Origin of the sequence: Streptomyces sp. NPDC002133, assembly GCF_040296405.1 — a bacterium.
In the GTDB taxonomy this organism is placed as follows: Bacteria; Actinomycetota; Actinomycetes; order Streptomycetales; family Streptomycetaceae; genus Streptomyces.
This window is the reverse complement of sequence record NZ_JBEOXF010000037.1, coordinates 64,996-81,961: the sequence shown is the minus strand read 5'-3', so window position 1 is coordinate 81,961 and position 16,966 is coordinate 64,996. Positions and strand designations below refer to the sequence as shown.

Sequence of the window (16,966 nt, the reverse complement as noted above, 5' to 3'; positions counted from 1 at the left end):
AGCCCGTGCTGCTCCAGTCCCCCGCCCGCGGTGCGGTAGGGGTGGAGGTCGTCGAGGAGTACGGGCAGGGCGCCGGGCCCGACCGCGGGCAGGGTGAAGGCGGGGTGCCAGCGCGGGTCCTCGGAGAGCGCGCCGTCGGGGCCGATGCGTACGGCGAGGGGCGCCTCTGTCGGCTGACGTGCGGTCAACTCGCCGTCGGCAAAGGTGAGGTCGACCGGTCCCGGGGCGGCGCGCAGTGCTCCCAGGAGCGGGAGCGCGAGCAGTCCCTCGCGGGCGGTGAGGCGGGCGGTCAGACGGGCGGTGAAGGGCAGACCCGCGCGGATCGCGCCCGCCGCCGCGACCGCCCCGAAGTGGTCGAGATCGGTGCGGAGCCCGGGGGTCGGGGCGGGTGCGGTCAGGCCGTACAGACAGCGGTGCGCCCAGGGCCCGATGAGCGGGTAGAGCAGCAGTTCGCGCACCGCGGCCCGGTCCACGCGCTCCGCGGCCTCCAGCAGCGCCCAGTGGTCCTCCAGCCGCTGGACCACCTCCGGCGGGCAGACGGCCTCGGGGGCGTCCTGCGCCGCGTCGAGCAGGGCGCGCAGCAGCACGAGCCGGCGGGTGTGCTGGTCGCGCACGAGCAGGCCCAGCGCCTCCGTGCCGCCTTCGGTACGGCCCAGTTCGTGCAGGTCCCGGTCCTGTACGACGGGGGCACCGGGCAAGGCGGGGACCTCGGCGCTCATGGAGCGGCCCCCGCGGTCGCGTCGGCCAGCCGGCCCGCCACATGGCGGATGAGCCGGTCGAGGTCGGCGCAGTAGACGCTGCGATGGGTGAACCCGTGCCCCGCCCGGTAGCGGTGTGCGTAGTGACCGCCTCCGCAGACGGTGAGCACCGGGCACGCGCGGCACTCGGCGGCGAGCGCGGCGGCTCCGGCCTGACGGGCGGCGATCCCGGGGTGGGCCAGAGCCTCGTCGAAGGTGTGGCGGAAGACGTCGAGCCCGGTGGCGGCGGCGGTGTCGTACGCCGATTTCACGGAGTCGACCTGCTCGATGGCGCCGTCGGTCTCCACGACGACGGCGTTGACGGGATCGAGGCCGAGGGACTCGGTGGCACCGGGCAGGCCGAGGAGCAGCGCGATGCACTCCTCGAAGAGCCGTATCCGGGTCTCGCGGCGCTCGGCGGGCCACCACTGGTCGAAGACGGCGCCCAGCCAGTCGCCATAGGGGGTGAGGGATTGTTCGACGGCGTTTCCCCCACCCCGCGCCTCGGGCGGCCCCCGGCGCTCCGGGTCCAGGCCAGGGGGCGGGCTGGTCCAGTTGCCGTGCGGGAGCAGCAGATCGATCGCGGGCGGCTTCAGCGCGATCAGCGATGCGTACATCTCGACCGGGTCGGTCCGCGGGTCCACGACGGTGAGGATGCCCGCGTACGCCTCCGGATGGCGTTCGGCGAGAAGCCGGGCGCCGCGTGAGGCGGCGGGCCAGGACGGCCGCCCGGCGTGGTCGGTGCGCAGGGCGTTGTGGGCGGGCAGCCCGCCGTCGAGGCTGATGCCGATGCGGATGCCGTGACGGGCGAGGGTGGTGACGCGGTCGTCGGTGAGCAGGGTGGCATTGGTCTGCACGGTCGCGTGGACCGTGCAGTCGGACGGGACCCTTTCGCGTACGAGATCGGTGAAGGCCGCGAGCCGGTCGGCGCCCGCGAGGAGCGGTTCACCACCGTGCAGGACGAGCGAGAGGTCGCTCAGGCCGTGCGCGGCGGCGTGCTCGGCGATCCGGGCCGCGGTGCGGTCGAGGACGCCGGGCGGGGCGGCGGCGGGACGGGTGCGCCAGGTGCGGTCGGGGCCCGCGTAGAGGTAGCAGTAGCGGCACGCGAGATTGCAGCGGCCGTGCATCTTGACGATGAACTGCGCGAAGGGCACGGGGGCAACCGTCTTCCGAAGCACTCGGGCACCCCCATGCTGTCCGGCCCCTGGCACGCCTTCCGGGACGGCCCCCGCTGCCGGTCCGAGGCGAGTATCCCTGGCGGGCACGCCGGGCAAACGTCGGGCGGGGCACATTGTCCTGTTCAACGGGCCCGAGGGCCGAAACCGTGTGGGGTCCCGGCCGGGAGGGAGTTCCGAAGGCGCTGCGGAGAGCGGTTCGCCACCCGGTTCAGAACGCGTTGTTGAAGCCCCACAGCATCTCCCGCGGCTGCTCGACCCTGCCCCGCAGATCCGCGAGCACCTCGGAGAGCACCGGGTGGTCCAGGGTCCGCAGCGCCTCCAGGTCGAGACCCAGCAGATCGGGCAGTCCCTGCCCGTCGTCCGCCGGTCCCACCGCACCTTCTCGTACCGACTCACCCATCTCGTCTCCCCGTTGCCGTCGAGCCCGCCGCTCGAGTCGCTCGTGTCGGTGCTGTCGCTCTCTCGCCGCTTCCGTCGCTCTCGCCGCTCCTGCCACCTATCGGCCCAGCTCGGCAAGACGCTCCGCGGTCGCTTCGCCTTCGGCTCCACCCTGGTCCGGCAGCTTGCGCCATTCCTGGGCGGCGGCCCGGTACGCCTCGCGAGCGGCCCTCGGCCGGCCCGCGTCCTCATAGGTCCTACCCCGCCAGTGGTTGGCCCTAGCATTCAACTCGACGGCCTGCCGGACCTGTTGCGGATTCTCCAGCTCCGCTTCGGCCTCCCTGGCGGACTCCGCAGCGTCGCGGAACGCCTCGGCCGCCTCGTCGAGCCGGGCCGGCCTGCCCAGGCTGCGGTACGCCGCCAGTTGGGCCTTGCCCAGCTCCAGCCAGCAGCCCGCGGCGGTCAGCGGGTCGCGCGCCTCCCGTGCCGCGAGCCCGAAGAGGTGCTCGGCCTCCCTCAGGTCCACGCGGTCGTCGGTCGCCCTGTGCCGCAGCATCAGCGCGCGGCCCAGCATCAGCAGCCGGTCGGCCTGGTGGGCACTGCCGGCCGCCGTCTCCGTACGGCAGTCCCGGAGCACCCGTACGGCTGCGCCTGTGTGCGGGCGGCCGTCCGGGAGTTCCGCGCGCCGGAGCAGGGCGCTGCCCCACTCGGCGAGCAGATCGGCGTGGGCGCGGGAGTCGCGTGGCACGCCGCGGGACGCGCGGCCGAACCACTCGGCGGCCCGCTCCAACTGAGCCGCATCGCCGGACCGTTCGTACCGCGCGACGCCCACGCGCCCCGCCCGTGTCTCGAGTGAGGCGCGCAGCCGGGGCTCGCGGGCCGTCTCCAACGCCTGCTCGACGAGGGTGCCGGCCTCGTCCACGCCGTCGCCGGAGCGGAGGAGGGCGTCCACCAGGTCCAGCAGTGTCCGCAGCTGGGTGCCGAGGGTCTGCCCGCCCGTCGCGTCCGGCCGAACGCTGCCGTCGGTCGGCGCGAACGCCTTGCGCAGCGAGCGCGCCGCCTGCCCCGCGTACACCCGGGACTGTTCGGTGTCGGTCGTGGCCCCGGACAGGTTCAGCAGGGCACGGCCGTGGGCCAGCGGGAGGCTGAGCGGCCGGTTCTCCTGGTCGGGCCAGCTGTCGGCGAACGCCTCCAGCATCCCGACGGCGCCCTGCAGCAGAGCACTGTCGCCGCCGAGCCGCCACTGCGCCTCCAGGGCACGCACCCTTTCCAGGGTGAGCCGCAGGGCCTCAGCGGGGTCCAGGCCGGGGGCCGCGCAGGCCGCGGTGTACTCACGGTCGGCGCGGCGCAGCAGCTCCAGGGCGCCGCGCCGGTCGCCGTGGCGCCGCCGGTCGTCGGCCGCGGCGTGCAGCACGTTGGCCAGTACGGCGCGTTCCCGCACGGCACCGGGCTGCGCCGATGCGCGTTCGGCGGCCCGCTCGGCCTCGCGCAGCAGCCCTCCGTCGCCCTGGACGTCCCACAGGCGCAGCAGGCAGCGGGCGAACTCCGCCCACAGCTCCGGGGCGGGGCCGGGCCCGGCCTGCTGCTCGCGCTCGACTGCGCCACGCAGCAGCTGCACGGCGTCCATCAGGTACTGCACCATGCCGTCGGACTCGAACTGCCGGAGCAGGGCGCGGGCTCTCTGCAGCACGGCGCCCGTCGCCCGGCCCGGGGCCGCCGCCCCGCCGGGCGGCGTGCCGGTGTGCGGCACGAACTGCTGCGGAAGCGGCAGGAACCGCTCCAGCACGCGTGCGGCGACCTCGGCAAAGGGGTGTGGGACGCGCCGGCCGGCGCCGTCCCCGTTCTCACCGTTCGAGCCGTTGTCCCTGTTGTCCCCGTTGTCTCCGTTAACCCCCTCGCCGCCATATGCGAAGTCGTCGCCGGCGCCGCCGCCCGCCGCGTACAAGGAGCGGTGCCGCCCGTCGTCCAGCTGGGCGAGGGCGAGAGCCGGGAAGTTCGGCCCGCCCTTGCCGAACCGCTGCTCGACGTACTCGGAGCAGTGCTTCAGCACGAGGAGCGCCTCGTCCCGCCCCAGCGGTCCCAGCAGCGCCTCCTGCACGCCGGGCACGAACGCGTACCACTGCCCGTCGTCCCTGCCGCCGCCGTCCCCGGCCCGGGTGAGCAGTCCGCTCAGCAGGACCTCGGCGAGCTCGGACGGGCCCGAGTCCGGCAGCATCGTCCGCTGCACGAGCTGCATCACCGGCAGATGGAGCGGCGCCGCGGCCAGATACACGGCCAGCTGTCCGGCGGCCGGGGATGCGGCCGACCGGAAGTTGCTGACGAGCTGGAGCGAGGAGAGCCGTCGGCCGGCTCCGGGTGCCGGAAGCGCCTCGTGGTCCGTCCGCACCCAGCCGACCGCGCCGGAGACCCGTCCCGCGCCGGTCCCCGACAGCAGCGTGGCCCACGCGCCGAGCGCGGGCGCCACCGGCGGCAGGACGGGAATCGGGAGTTCCCCGCGCCGCTTCCGGGGCGGGGCGGCTCCGCCCGCCTCGGCGCCGACCCTCAGCACAGCGGCTCCCGCGACGCCTTCGCCGCGGGACAGCACACCGTGCGTCACGGGCAGCCGGGTGCGGTTCCACATCCGCTGCGGCAGCGGCTGTACGACGGCGGCGGGCGCCTGCCTGGCCAGCTGGTGCAGCAGCCGGTGGGCCCGGCCGCTGCGCCACAGCGGCCCCGCGCAGTCGCTGAGCAGCACCGTGACGCGGCGTCCCGTCGGATCGCTGAGCCGGTCGGCCGAGTGCAGGGGCGCGGCGGCCGGGTCGAGGCTGCGGCTGACGACGGGCAAGCCGTCGGGCCCCTCGTGCAGATACCGCACCCGGACATCCCTGAAGGCACCCAACTGGCCGAAAATCTGCTGGAGTTCGATGAACAGCCGGTTCCATACCCGCATCGAGGAAGAGGCGTCCATGACGAACTGCAGCAGCGCGTCCGCCCTCCGGACCCCGCGGAACACCGGGATGATCAGTCCTCCCGCGCGGGCACTGAGCTCCGCGGTCTCCGTCTCGTCCAGGGTGCGGCGCAGCGGTGCGGCCGCGGGACGGTAGCGCTGCAACGGGCGCAGGGCGCGCTGCAGTTCGAGGGGCGCGGGCAGGCTGGGGGCGGCGGGCACGCCGAGGGGAAGCGCCGCGGAGCCTGGCCGGCCCGCCACCGCCTTCGGCCCGTTGCGCGGCGGTACGGGATACAGGGTGATCCGCCGGTCGTCGCCGGTGGGGCCGGGCCCCGGGGAGGCCGGCGCGCCGGCCGGCTGGGGCTCCGTGGCAGCCGGGAGCGGGTCGGGCCGGGGGCCGGTGTCGCGGTCGGGCGGAGCGTGGGTGGTGGGCCCGGGCCCGGGTTCGGGGTCCTGTTCGGGACGCCGGGTCCACTGGGCCAGCCAGAGGGCGTCGCAGAGCTGCTCGGCATCCGGGTCGAGGCCGAGTTCGCGCAACCGGGCGACGAACGCCGGGAGCAGCCCTCCGCCGTGGGCCATCGGGCGCTCGTCGTCCGGGCGGCCGTCGTTGACGCGGGGGGTGTCGGGACCGCCTCCCGGCGGGCCGCCCGTTCCTGGTCCCTGCCGTGCAACGGCGTCGGGCATCAGCGCATCACCTCGGTCGGTCGAGTCGCTGGATGAGCAGTTCGGCAAGGCGGTCCCGGCCGGCGGGAGCGGCGGCGTCGGTGAGGTGGATGGCGTTCAGCAGCTGGTCGGTGGCCAGGAGTTCACTGCGCGAGCGCTCCAGGAAGTGGGCGATGAGGTCCTCGCCGGAGCGTGCCGCCTCGTCGCCGAGGTGCGCGCGTACGAAGGTGGCGAGCCGCTGGTGGTCGGGGCGGCCCAGCTCCAGATGGATGCACCGGCGCATCAGGGGCGCCGGGAAGTCGCGCTCCCCGTTGCTGGTGAGGACGACGAACGGGAAGGCCCTGCACTGCACCCGGCCGCCCTTCACCGTCGCCTTGCCTCCGTCGTGGGTGAGGACGCGGGCCTCGCCGTCGGGCAGCCTGTCGGCGATCCGCTCCAGCTCGGGGATCTCGAACTCCCCCTCCTCCAGCACGTTGAGGAGGTCGTTGGGCAGGTCGATGTCGCTCTTGTCCAGCTCGTCGATGAGCAGCACCCGCGGCCGGTCCGACGGCAGCAGCGCCGTGCCGAGCGGTCCCAGCCGGATATAGCTGCCGATGTCGTCGGCGGGCCGCTCGCCGGACGCGTCCGCGCTGTGGGCGGCGATCTGCACGTCCTGCAGCCGGGCGATCGCGTCGTAGCGGTAGAGCCCGTCCTGGAGGGTGGTACGGCTGACGACGGGCCAGCGCAGCACGCGGCCGAGCCCCAACTCGTGCGCGACGGAGTGGGCGAGGGTGCTCTTGCCCGCGCCGGGGCTACCGGTGACCAGGAGCGGGCGCCGCAGATAGAGGGCCGCGTTGATCATTTCGAGCTCCTCGGCGCCCGGCCTGTGGAGTTCGGCCTCGTGCCGGTAGCCGCCGAGACGCCGGTCGGCGGAGGCGTCCGGCTGCCGTCCGGGGTCGCCGTTCGTGGCGGCGGCGTCGTGGCGGCCCGCGAAGTCCCGCCAGGGAGGCGGGGGCGGCAGCTGCTCGATGCCGTCGTGAGGTTCGCCCGCGCCTCGGTAGATGAGCCACTCGCTCGGTTCGCTCATTGCGTGTTCCTCGTCGTCGCTCGCGGCACTGGTGTCACTGGCGTCACTCGGGTCACTGGCGTCTCTCGGATGCAGGGGGTTGCGGCAGCCGAATGTGATTCACAGTAGCGATCCGTTGTACGAGCCGTAAGGGGAGGACCGGCCTGGCCGTTTCACGGTGCCTCCAGCAGCTGTCCGGAGCCGGGCAGGGGATGGTGCGGGTCGTCGTAGAGCAGGGCGATCCCGTCCGACCAGAACGTCTCCGTGCGCCCCGTGAGCACCCCGCGTCTCAGGTCGTGCACCCTGCGGGGGAGTCGGTCGGCGGTCCCCGCCTCGGTGAGCGTGTCGGCGGCCCGCCGGTGGAACTCCGAGCAGACCCCGTCGGACCGGTCGACGTCCGCACCGCGCCGCCACAGGGCGACGCCGAATCCGCCGTCGAGAACGCGCACGAGTCCCGCGGCGGACCGCGGGTCGGGCCGCGCCCCGAACCGGCAGAGCACCGGCACCGTCTCGTGCGCCAGCGCGCGCAGCTCCGCCGGCTCGGGGACGTGCACCCGCAGTCCGTCCTCGCAGTCGACGACGGCGGCCCGCATCACGACGGTGCTCGTACGGGTCCAGCGTGCCAGGCGCTCCGCCGCCATCCCGTCCGTCGGCGGCGGTTCGGGATCGGAGCAGCGCACCACCACGGGGCGTACGGCCCCGAGCGGTGGCCCGTGCGGCGGTACGCGCCAGTCGTCGACGTCGAGCCCGAGCAGCGCACGCACCGTCGCGACCTGCAGCACCGCGGGGCTGTCCGGCTCGTCGCAGCGGCGGAACGCCTCGGCGAGGGGTGCGGCGATCCTGGCCGGGAGGGCTTCGAGCGCGGTGCCGTTGCTGTCCTCGGCGACGGGCAGGACGTCCCCGGTCGGGCGGGCGACGCCTATCCGCCAGTCGTAGCGGTCCCGTTCCCAGCCGCGCGGCTCCAGCTCCAGCAGGACGAACGGGCGTTCACCGTGCCGCGCGGAGTCGGGCGCGGGTCCCGGCGCGGGGGTGCGGTGGTGCTCGTGGTCCACGCGGTGACTGTGCCACTGGAGGGCGAGTTCGCCCCGGACCTCCCGGGTGAGCCGGTCGTCGGCAACCCGCTTCACCCACTCCCAGAGCGACTTCTCGGCGGTCAGGGCGGAGGGGGCGGCATAGGGCCGCTCGGCGGCGATCACGCCCATGCAGTAGCGCAGGACCAGCTCCAGTGCGCCGTCCCCGCTCGTGACCTCGTACAGCGCGCCGAGTCCGTCGCGCCAGCCGCGCGGAGCCGGACCGTGGTCTCCCGGCCTGCTGCCGGGCAGCCCCGACAGCAGGCCGAGGAGACTGTGGGTGCTGACCGGCGGCGGGAACTCGGCGAGCCGCCCGAGGAGGTCGATGCGCTGCTGCGGGCTGAGCACCCGCCCGGCCGACCCGGGGCGCAGTTCGCTCTGCACGTCGGCCCAGGTCCGGTCGGTGCCTACGGGGCTGGTGTGCCGGTCCGCGTGGTAGCGGTCGTGGGCGTGGAAGACCGCCTGGTAGACGTCGTCCGTCTCGGCCGCGATCGCTCCCGTGGGCACGGGCAGCGAGCGGAGCCGCTCCACCCCGATGGAGGTGCCGCCCTTGCCGGTGTCGAGACGCGACTTCAGGACGCCGACGACCTCACCGCGCGCCAGATCGACCGCGGGCCCGCCGGAGACACCCGGCACCAGCCAGTCCCCGTCGAGCCGGATCTGCTCGTCGGCGTCGGCCCAGCCGCCGAACGTGCCCATCACCTCGCAGCGCCCGGTGAGCCGCTTCGGCCGCCCGTCGGCGACGGTCCACCCGGCGTAGAGCACATTGCCCCCGGCGAACAGGGCGCCGGGCCGCTCGCTGACGTACACACAGGGGTGCTCGACGGGCCTCTGCAGCCGGACGAGCGCGAGATCGGGGGCCGGCCAGCCACCGGGTCGCACTCCGGAGGAGTCGTCGGCACCGTACGAGCCGTACGCGTCGTGCGAGGCGTACGGATCTGCGGGAGCGGACCGGCGGCTCTCGGGCAGGGCGGCGACGACGGTGCCGCGGACCGAGGTCTCGCCACGGCCGGGGGCGCTCTCGAAGACGATGTCCACCTCGCGCCCCTCCCCCTGCATCGCGACGTGCGCACATGTGAGGACCCAGCTCGGGGCGACGAAGAAGCCGCTGCCCAGGAAGCCTCCGCCCGCTCCACCGGAGCCGCCGGGAGCATGCCCCGGCTCGATCCTGTGGATACGTACGGTCGCGGCCATCACGAGGTTCATGAGCGCACGGCGCGTCCGTTCCGGAACGCCCCCTGCGCCCCCGTCCCGCCCTTCGTTCATGATCCGTCGCCGCCGGGCGGCGTGGAGCCGTCCGGGTGCACCGGTGCGCCGGTCGTGCCGGGCGGCGTCCAGCCGTCGGTGACCGGCGGCGCGGGGGGCATCGGCGGGACGGGCGGAGTCGCCGTCTGCGGAGGCACGGGCGGCGCGGGCGGGGTGTCGACGGGTGGGCCGCCGTTCCAGGTGAGCGTGACCTTGATGGCGCCCTTGGCCTCACCGTCCGCGAGCAGTCCGACGACCCTGCCCGCCTTGGCGGTGAGCTCGATCCCGAACTCCACGCTGACCTCGTCGGGCCGCACCGCGCGCAACGGCTCGGCGAGCGACCGCGCGACGCCGGTCACGACCCCCTGCAGGCTCTCGACCCTGGCCTGCACCTGGTCCGCGAACCCGGTGTCGCTGTACGACAGCCCTCCCAGCGCTCCACCGGGCCCGCCGGGCATGGAAGGTCCGCCGTGCGGGGACGGCCGTGGCTCCTCCAGCTCCTCGGCACCGTGGATCCGGGCCCAGACCGGCGTACCGTCCGGCAGCACAATGCGCGTGATGCGCGCCTCAGAGTCCCCCATGGCATCCCCCGTTCCCCCAACTCCCCGCAGATTAACCCCGGTACGGGGCCGACGGGGGCGTCACCCGGCAGGACGCCGGGAACGAGCCCCCGGTTCGGGCCGGAACGGGCCCGACGGGGACATTAGGCTGTTTCCCATGTACTTCACCGACCGTGGCATCGAGGAGCTGGAGAAGCGGCGCGGCGAGGAGGAGGTCACCTTCGAGTGGCTCGCCGAGCAGCTGCGGACGTTCGTCGATCTCAATCCCGACTTCGAGGTCCCTGTCGAGCGCCTCGCGACCTGGCTGGCACGGCTCGACGACGAGGACGACGAGGAGTAGCCCCCGTCCCCCGCGGTCGGGCCGGCCACTCGCTCGGGCCGCTCGCCCGGACCTGCGGTCACGGCCCGCCGGGGCGCGTGCGCAGGCGGTCGTAGACCAGGCCGATGGCGCCGTGGGCCAGCAGGATCGCGCCCGCCGCGGTCCAGCCGGGGCTGCGGCGCGTGAGACCCCACGCCGCGAGGGGGAGGCCGGCGGCGAGCTGGGCGGCGGACAGTGCACGGGCGGTCGGGCCGACGAGGTACGGGCCCAGGGGGCCGGCCTCGACCGCGTCGAGCTCGGCCCGGACCGTGTCGCGCCAGCCGTGCCATTCGACGGGCTCGGCGCCGGGGAGGACAGGGGCGACCGCGCGGAGCCGGTCGGCTCCTTCGCCGGGGGTGAGGCCCGCGGGCATCGCGAGGCCCGTGCCTGCCAGGACCGCGACGAGGCCGACGAGCCGGGCGTGGGCGTCCGCATCGGGGTCGGGGCGGGTCAAGGGCTCCAGTGCCTGCACGTCCAGGACGGGGTCGAGGCCGAGGCGGGCCGCGAACGTCCGCATCGCCTCGTCCTCGCCGGCCGGGGTGCCGTCCGCGAGCCAGATGTAGCCGACGGTGCGGCGGAAGCCGGCGGCGAGCGTGTAGCCGGCCCGGTCGCCGTCCCACCACAGGGCCAGGACCGGCCAGTTCGCGCCGACCGCGAGGGCCGTGGCCCAGCCTGTGAGGACCCGGTCGACGGGCTCCGCGCCGGTCAGCCAGGGCTTGCCCTCCGGGACGAGCACGCTCCAGCCGTCGCCGGCCGGGGCGAGGACGAGCTGCTCGCGCAGGAGATGGGCCGAGGGCCGCACGGCGGCCGGCGCGGCCCGGCAGAGGAGCAGAGCACCCACGGATGTCGCGTCCATGCGCCATACGCTAGGGCACTTTGCCTCCTTTGATGCGCATTACATTCGGCACCCTTGACTTCCGCTGCTCGCGATATATCGTATCGAGCAGGAGACGCGATATGTTGCGTCCAGGCAGGCCCGGGAGGTCAGCACCATGCCAGACTCGACGTGGACAGTCACCGAGCCCCGTAAGCTCGCGTTCGACGAACCCGTGACGTCGTTGAGCGTACGCATCGTCAACGGCACGGTGAACGTCGTGGGCACGGACGAGAGTTCCGCCCGCCTGGAGATCTCCGCGATCGAGGGCCCGCCCCTCGTCGTGCAGCGGACCGGGTCCACCCTCTCCGTCGCGTACGAGGACCTGCCCTGGAAGGGCTTCCTCACGTTCCTCGACCGCAAGGGCCGGCACCGCAGCGCGGTGGTCTCCCTCGCCGTCCCCGCCGACGCGGCCGTCGAGGTCGGCGTCGTCGGCGCCGGAGCGGTCGTCTCCGGCATCCGCGGGCGCACGGACGTGCGCGGCATCAACGGCGACACCACCCTCGTCGGGCTCTCCGGCACGGTCCGGGCCGAGAGCGTCTCCGGCAGCCTGGAGGCCCAGGCGGTCACCGGCGACCTGCGCTTCAGCTCCGTGTCCGGCGATCTGACGGTGATCGAGGGCGCGGGTGCGTCCGTACGGGCGGACTCGGTCAGCGGCGCCATGGTGATCGACCTGGACGGGACCCCGACGGACATCCGGCTCACCAATGTCTCCGGCGAGGTCGCCATCCGGCTGCCGCACCCGGCGGACGCGCGCGTCGAGGCGAACACGGCGAGCGGGTCCGTCTCGAACGCCTTCGAGGACCTGCGGGTCAGCGGGCAGTGGGGCGCGAAGAAGATCACCGGCACGCTGGGCACGGGCAACGGCACCCTGCGGGCCACGACCGTGTCCGGCTCCATCGCCCTGCTGCGGCGCCCGCCCGCGGAGGACGAACCGTACGAGGATGCGAGCGCCCCGGGCGACGCACCCGCCGGCGACGCGCCCATCGGGAAGGTGCTCTGACATGCCACCCGTCTTCGCCCACGGCCGCCTGCGTCTGTACCTGCTGAAGCTCCTCGACGAGGCTCCGCGCCACGGCTACGAGGTGATCCGCCTGCTGGAGGAGCGCTTCCAGGGGCTCTACGCACCGTCCGCGGGCACCGTCTACCCGCGCCTCGCCAAGCTGGAGGCCGAGGGCCTGGTCACACACGCCACCGAGGGTGGCCGCAAGGTCTACTCGATCACCGACGCCGGGCGCGCCGAGCTCGCCGGGCGCAGCGGTGAACTGGCCGACCTGGAGCTCGAGATCCGCGAGTCCGTGTCGGAGCTGGCCGCGGAGATCCGTGACGACGTGCGGGGTGCGGCGGGGAAGCTGCGCAGCGAGATGCGGGCGGCGGCCTCGGCGACCCGACGCGGCGACGCGGACGGCCACGAGGGCGGCGGCTCGGGCTTCGACGAGGGCGAGACGTGGCGCGCGGCGAAGGAGGAGCTGCGGCGGGCCAAGCAGGAGTGGAAGGAGCAGGCGCGCCGGGCGAAGGACGAGTCACGGCGGGCCCGGGAGGACGCGCAGACCGCGCGTCGCCAGGCCAAGGAGGCGCAGGAGCGGACGCGCGAGGAGGTCCAGCGCATCGCCCGCCAGGTCCAGGACCAGGTCCAGGACCACTTCGCGCGGGGCGACTGGCCGACAGGGGTGCGGGAAGGGCTCTCGGAACTCACGTCCCAGCTGGGGAACATGGCGCGGGGCACGGCATGGCCGCCGTACGTCAAGCCGGAGCCGGCCGAGGCGGACCCCGACTGGGCGAAGGACGCGACGGGTTCGGACGACCCGGCGCGCGACCTCGAGCGCCTGCTGGACCGCTTCCGCGACGACATCCGCGACGCGGCCCGCGACCACGGCGTGACACCGGCCCAACTGGGTGAAGCCCGCCGTCATCTGTCCACGGCCGCGGCCCACATCACGGCCCTGCTGCGTGGCGGGGGCGCGGGCTGACGCTCCCGACCCGGCACCGCAGTCCCGGACGCCGTGTCTCACCCGGGGGGTGGCGTGTACCCACCGCCGTAGCACCACACATAGCCCGCCACCCCGAGCCGTGGCACCCCAGCGAGGCCGGCGCGTCACGGTGGAAACGGGCCATGTTCGGCAGGGAGTTGTCGAGCGGTCCCCGCTCCCCCACGACGACCGGGTCCCCGTAGGTCTTCGGGCAGGCGGTGACAGGGGCCTCGTACGACTCGGTCCAGCCGGCGGCGGGGTCGTAGTCCGCGCCCGCCTCCATCGCGGTGTTGCAGAAGTGCCGGGGCGTGGACGACCATCGGGTCCTCGATCTTCCCGAGTCCGGCCGGGACGCCCTCGCCGACGACGGGCGTCGGCTCGACGAAGAGCCAGTTGTCGCCGTCGACGGAACGGACCGCGTCCGCAAGCCGGTTGTACACCGCGGTGAGCTGCTCGCGCTCGACACGGCGGGTGGCGGCGGGCAGGTCCTCGCCCCCGCGCAGCTCGCCCATCGGCTCGTTGATCAGGTCGCAGCCGATGACCGCCGGATGACCTTCGAAGCGGTCGGCCGGGACGCGCCACATCCGCGCCTGGGCGCGCCGGAGGTCGGGATCCTCGTACAGATGCGTGAAGGCGCGTTGCACGGCCGGCTCGAAGTACTCGGCGAACCAGTCGTCCCGATGCGGCGTGAACGGCAGGCCGTCGGTGCGGGTGGCCCGGGCGGGGATGCCACGATGCCCGAAGGCGGGCCCGAATACGTCCTGGTGAGTGTCGATCAGGAGGTGGATCCCATGCTTGTCCGCCCAGTCCAGTACGCGCTCGATCGCGCGCAGGTACGACTCGCCGAAGCTGCCGCGCACGGGCTCCAGGTCGTCCCGGAAGACCAGCAGCCGGGCGAAGCCGAAGCCCTGGGCCCGCATGTCCCGGAAGTGCCGCTCGGTGATCGCGGACAGGGCCTCATCGCCGCGGTGGATCTTGTCCTCGACGTTCCAGCCGCGCAGGGTGAGGACCCGCCCGCGGTCGTCGGTGAGCCGGGGTACGTCCCCGGGACGGATGTCCGCCCGGGCGGGCGTGCCCGCTGCCGGTACCAGGACACAGGCGAGGGCGGCGAGAAGGCGGCGCATGGACGACCTCCGGCACGATCGGGAAACGTGCCGGGGATCCCATCAGCGCGTCTGACGGCCCATCAAGAGTTCGTCAGGACAATCTTGCCGAACAGCTCACCGGACTCCATCTTCTCGAAGCCCTCCCGCGCCCGGTCCAGCGGCAGCACCTCGTCGATCACGGGTCGTACGCCGGTCGCCGCGCAGAAGGCGAGCAGGTCCTCCAGCTCGTCCTTCGTGCCCATCGTCGAGCCGACGACCTTCAGCTCCAGGAAGAAGATCCTGGTCAGTTCGGCGTGCGAGGGGCGGTCGCCGCTCGTGGCGCCGGAGATCACCAGCGTGCCGCCGGGTCGCAGCGCCTTGACCGAATGCGACCAGGTGGCCGCGCCGACGGTCTCGATGACGGCGTCCACGCGCTGCGGCAGCCGCGCGCCCGGCTCGAAGGCGTCGACCGCGCCCAGCTCGACGGCCCGCTTGCGCTTGGCCTCGTCGCGGCTGGTGGCGTAGACGCGCAGTCCTGCCGCCTTGCCGAGCGCGATCGCGGCGGTCGCGACACCGCCGCCGGCGCCCTGGACGAGGACCGAATCCCCGGGGCGCACACCGGCGTTGGTGAAGAGCATCCGGTACGCGGTCAGCCATGCGGTCGGCAGGCAGGCGGCCTCCTCGAAGGAGAGCTCCTTCGGCTTCGGTAGGACGTTCCACGCCGGGACGGCGACCTGCTCGGCAAAGGTGCCCTGGTACCTCTCGGTCAGGATGGAGCGGGGCTCGTCCGGGCCGACGCCGTGGCCGGTCTGGCCGATGACCGAGTGGAGCACCACCTCGTTGCCGTCCGCGTCGACGCCGGCGGCGTCGCAGCCGAGGATCATCGGGAGTTTGTCCTCGGACAGGCCCACTCCGCGCAGCGACCACAGGTCGTGGTGGTTGAGTGAGGCGGCCTTGACGGTGACGGTGGTCCAGCCGGGTCGTACCTCGGGGGCAGGGCGTTCGCCCAGCTCAAGGCCGCTCAGCGGCTGGTCGCGGTCGATACGGGCGGCGTAGGCAGCGAACATGACCTTGACGATAGGACGGCCCGCTGCGCGGCGGAACCGCGCACTGGTGTGACGCGCACCGCGTTCGACCAACAGGGCGGCTGCACGCGGAAACCAACGGCGGCACGGCCGACCACCGGGGCCGGTCCCGAGGGGGACGCGCAGGGGTCGTGTTCTGTGCGTCGAGCGCCCGCAGCTCGTGCGGAGCGCGGTGAGGACCGACAGTCCAGGACCGAGCCCGGGAGCGGACCCCGACGGCAACCGCCCCGGCGCCGGGCAACCTCGGCCCACCGCGCAACTGCCCCGGCACGAGTGTCCGTGCCGGGGCAGTTGCGGGGGTGGGGGCGGCAGCCCCCGGAAACGTCAGCGGCGCGCCACGCCCTCCGCGCGCGCGGCCGCGGCGACCGCCGCCGTCACCGCAGGGGCGACCCGCTCGTCGAACGGCGACGGGATCACGTAGTCCGCGGCGAGCTCGTCGCCCACCACGTCCGCCAGCGCGTTCGCCGCCGCGATCTTCATGCCCTCCGTGATCCGGGACGCCCGCACCTGCAGGGCACCCGCGAAGATGCCCGGGAAGGCGAGCACGTTGTTGATCTGGTTCGGGAAGTCGCTGCGGCCCGTCGCCACGACCGAGGCGTACTTGTGCGCCACGTCCGGGTGGACCTCCGGGTTCGGGTTGGCCATCGCGAAGACGAAGGCGCCCGGCGCCATCGAGGCGACCGCCGGCTCCGGGACCGTACCGCCGGAGACTCCGATGAAGACGTCCGCGCCGGCCAGCGCGGTCTCCAGCGAGCCGGTCAGACCCGCCCGGTTCGTGATCTCGGCCAGCTCCCGTTTGACCGGCGTGAGGTCCTCGCGGTCGCGGCTGACGATGCCCTTGCGGTCGGCGACGGCCACGTCCCCGAGCCCGGCCTCGAGCAGGAACTTCGCGATGGCGACACCGGCCGCGCCCGCGCCGGAGATGACCGCACGCAGGTCACCGAGACCCCGCCCGGTCAGCTTCGCCGCGTTCCGCAGGGCCGCGAGCGTCACGATCGCCGTGCCGTGCTGGTCGTCGTGGAAGACCGGGATGTCGAGCCGCTCCTGCAGCTTCCGCTCGATCTCGAAGCACCGCGGCGCCGAGATGTCCTCCAGGTTCACCCCGCCGAAGGACGGCGCGAGCCGCACGACGGTCTCCACGATCTCGTCCGCGTCCGTGGTCGCGAGCGCGATCGGCACCGCGTCCACGCCACCGAACTGCTTGAACAGGATCGCCTTGCCCTCCATCACGGGGAGGGAGGCCTCCGGTCCGATGTCACCGAGGCCGAGGACGGCCGTACCGTCCGTGACCACGGCCACGACCTGCGATTTCCAGGTGTAGTCGTGGACGAGCTCCGGCTGCTCGGCGATGGCGGTGCACACCTTGGCGACGCCCGGCGTGTACGCGAGGGACAGGTCGTCCTTGTTCCGCACCGGTACCGTGGCCTGGACGGCCATCTTGCCGCCGCGGTGCAGGGCGAAGGCCGGATCGAAGGGTTCGCCGGACTCTCCGGCGACACTCTCCGCTTCCGTGCCGCTCCCGCTGTGGGGGTTGACGATCTCGGCTGCCATGTGGTTGACCCCTTAAGTCTTCATCAGTTGAGGGTGGCCACTCCTGGTTGAGGAGGGGTGGGCGGGCACCGCGTCCGTTCCCTGAGCCGGTGGTTGGCCCGCCGGTCAGGGGAGGTACGTACGCGCGGGCGCGCCGCACAACGCGCCCTGAGCCCCGGATGAGGGGTGTAAGGATCCTTTTTACCGGACGGACGGTACCGCCGACGAGTCCATTAGGCCGCCCCGGGCCGCTCCGTGATCT

The 16,966-nt window shown here is 73.9% G+C and carries 12 protein-coding genes and 2 pseudogenes; 3 read left to right on the top strand and 11 right to left on the bottom strand.

Going from position 1 to position 16,966, the window contains the following annotated elements; translation table 11 throughout:
• The 7 genes and pseudogenes from ABT078_RS28425 to ABT078_RS28395 all read right to left on the bottom strand — a co-directional run.
• Positions 1–719: pseudogene (locus tag ABT078_RS28425) on the bottom strand (aKG-HExxH-type peptide beta-hydroxylase); the annotation flags it as partial.
• Positions 716–1,891: an FxsB family cyclophane-forming radical SAM/SPASM peptide maturase gene (locus tag ABT078_RS28420; protein ID WP_502981366.1), complete on the bottom strand. Its 1,176-nt coding sequence runs from the start codon at positions 1,889–1,891 to the stop codon at positions 716–718. The pseudogene ABT078_RS28425 and the gene ABT078_RS28420, both read right to left, overlap by 4 nt.
• 232 nt (positions 1,892–2,123) lie before the next feature.
• A complete protein-coding gene (gene fxsA, locus ABT078_RS28415; protein ID WP_351232561.1) occupies positions 2,124–2,315 on the bottom strand; it encodes an FxSxx-COOH cyclophane-containing RiPP peptide in 192 nt (63 codons plus the stop codon).
• A gap of 96 nt (positions 2,316–2,411) precedes the next feature.
• Complete coding sequence (locus ABT078_RS28410; protein ID WP_502981364.1) at positions 2,412–5,903, bottom strand: SAV_2336 N-terminal domain-related protein; 3,492 nt, start codon at positions 5,901–5,903, stop codon at positions 2,412–2,414.
• Between the two features lie 7 nt (positions 5,904–5,910).
• Positions 5,911–6,948 (bottom strand): AAA family ATPase, encoded by a 1,038-nt coding sequence (locus ABT078_RS28405; RefSeq protein ID WP_351232559.1) that lies wholly within the window; start codon positions 6,946–6,948, stop codon positions 5,911–5,913.
• A 152-nt stretch (positions 6,949–7,100) separates the two neighbouring features.
• Positions 7,101–9,203 carry a VMAP-C domain-containing protein gene (locus ABT078_RS28400; protein WP_351232557.1) on the bottom strand — a complete coding sequence of 701 codons (2,103 nt, stop codon included), beginning with the start codon at positions 9,201–9,203 and terminating at the stop codon, positions 7,101–7,103.
• A 56-nt stretch (positions 9,204–9,259) separates the two neighbouring features.
• Complete coding sequence (locus tag ABT078_RS28395; protein ID WP_351232555.1) at positions 9,260–9,823, bottom strand: CU044_2847 family protein; 564 nt, start codon at positions 9,821–9,823, stop codon at positions 9,260–9,262.
• Positions 9,824–9,959: 136 nt separating this feature from the next.
• Between ABT078_RS28395 and ABT078_RS28390 the strand changes: the two genes are divergently transcribed.
• Positions 9,960–10,142: a DUF6104 family protein gene (locus tag ABT078_RS28390; protein ID WP_005312030.1), complete on the top strand. Its 183-nt coding sequence runs from the start codon at positions 9,960–9,962 to the stop codon at positions 10,140–10,142.
• 58 nt (positions 10,143–10,200) lie between these two features.
• Here ABT078_RS28390 and ABT078_RS28385 read toward each other — a convergent pair whose 3' ends face one another.
• The gene (locus ABT078_RS28385; protein ID WP_351232552.1) at positions 10,201–11,016 is read right to left on the bottom strand and encodes a hypothetical protein; all 816 of its coding nucleotides are present in this window, start codon (positions 11,014–11,016) and stop codon (positions 10,201–10,203) included.
• A 136-nt stretch (positions 11,017–11,152) separates the two neighbouring features.
• On the opposite strand from ABT078_RS28385, the gene ABT078_RS28380 reads away from it, so the two are divergent.
• Together ABT078_RS28380 and ABT078_RS28375 are read left to right on the top strand one after the other, a co-directional pair.
• On the top strand, positions 11,153–12,037 hold the full coding sequence (locus ABT078_RS28380; RefSeq protein WP_351232550.1) for a DUF4097 family beta strand repeat-containing protein: 885 nt from the start codon (positions 11,153–11,155) through the stop codon (positions 12,035–12,037).
• A gap of 1 nt (position 12,038) precedes the next feature.
• Positions 12,039–13,004: a PadR family transcriptional regulator gene (locus ABT078_RS28375; RefSeq protein WP_351232548.1), complete on the top strand. Its 966-nt coding sequence runs from the start codon at positions 12,039–12,041 to the stop codon at positions 13,002–13,004.
• A gap of 56 nt (positions 13,005–13,060) precedes the next feature.
• On the opposite strand, the pseudogene ABT078_RS28370 reads toward ABT078_RS28375, so the two are convergent.
• The 3 genes and pseudogenes from ABT078_RS28370 to ABT078_RS28360 form a co-directional block, all read right to left on the bottom strand.
• Positions 13,061–14,128 (bottom strand): annotated as a pseudogene (locus tag ABT078_RS28370) (glycoside hydrolase family 5 protein); the annotation flags it as partial.
• A gap of 62 nt (positions 14,129–14,190) precedes the next feature.
• Positions 14,191–15,156, bottom strand: coding sequence for a zinc-binding dehydrogenase (locus ABT078_RS28365; protein WP_351232546.1), 966 nt, complete (start codon positions 15,154–15,156; stop codon positions 14,191–14,193).
• A 342-nt stretch (positions 15,157–15,498) separates the two neighbouring features.
• Complete coding sequence (locus ABT078_RS28360; RefSeq protein WP_351232544.1) at positions 15,499–16,725, bottom strand: NAD(P)-dependent malic enzyme; 1,227 nt, start codon at positions 16,723–16,725, stop codon at positions 15,499–15,501.
• Between the last annotated feature and the right edge of the window lie 241 nt (positions 16,726–16,966).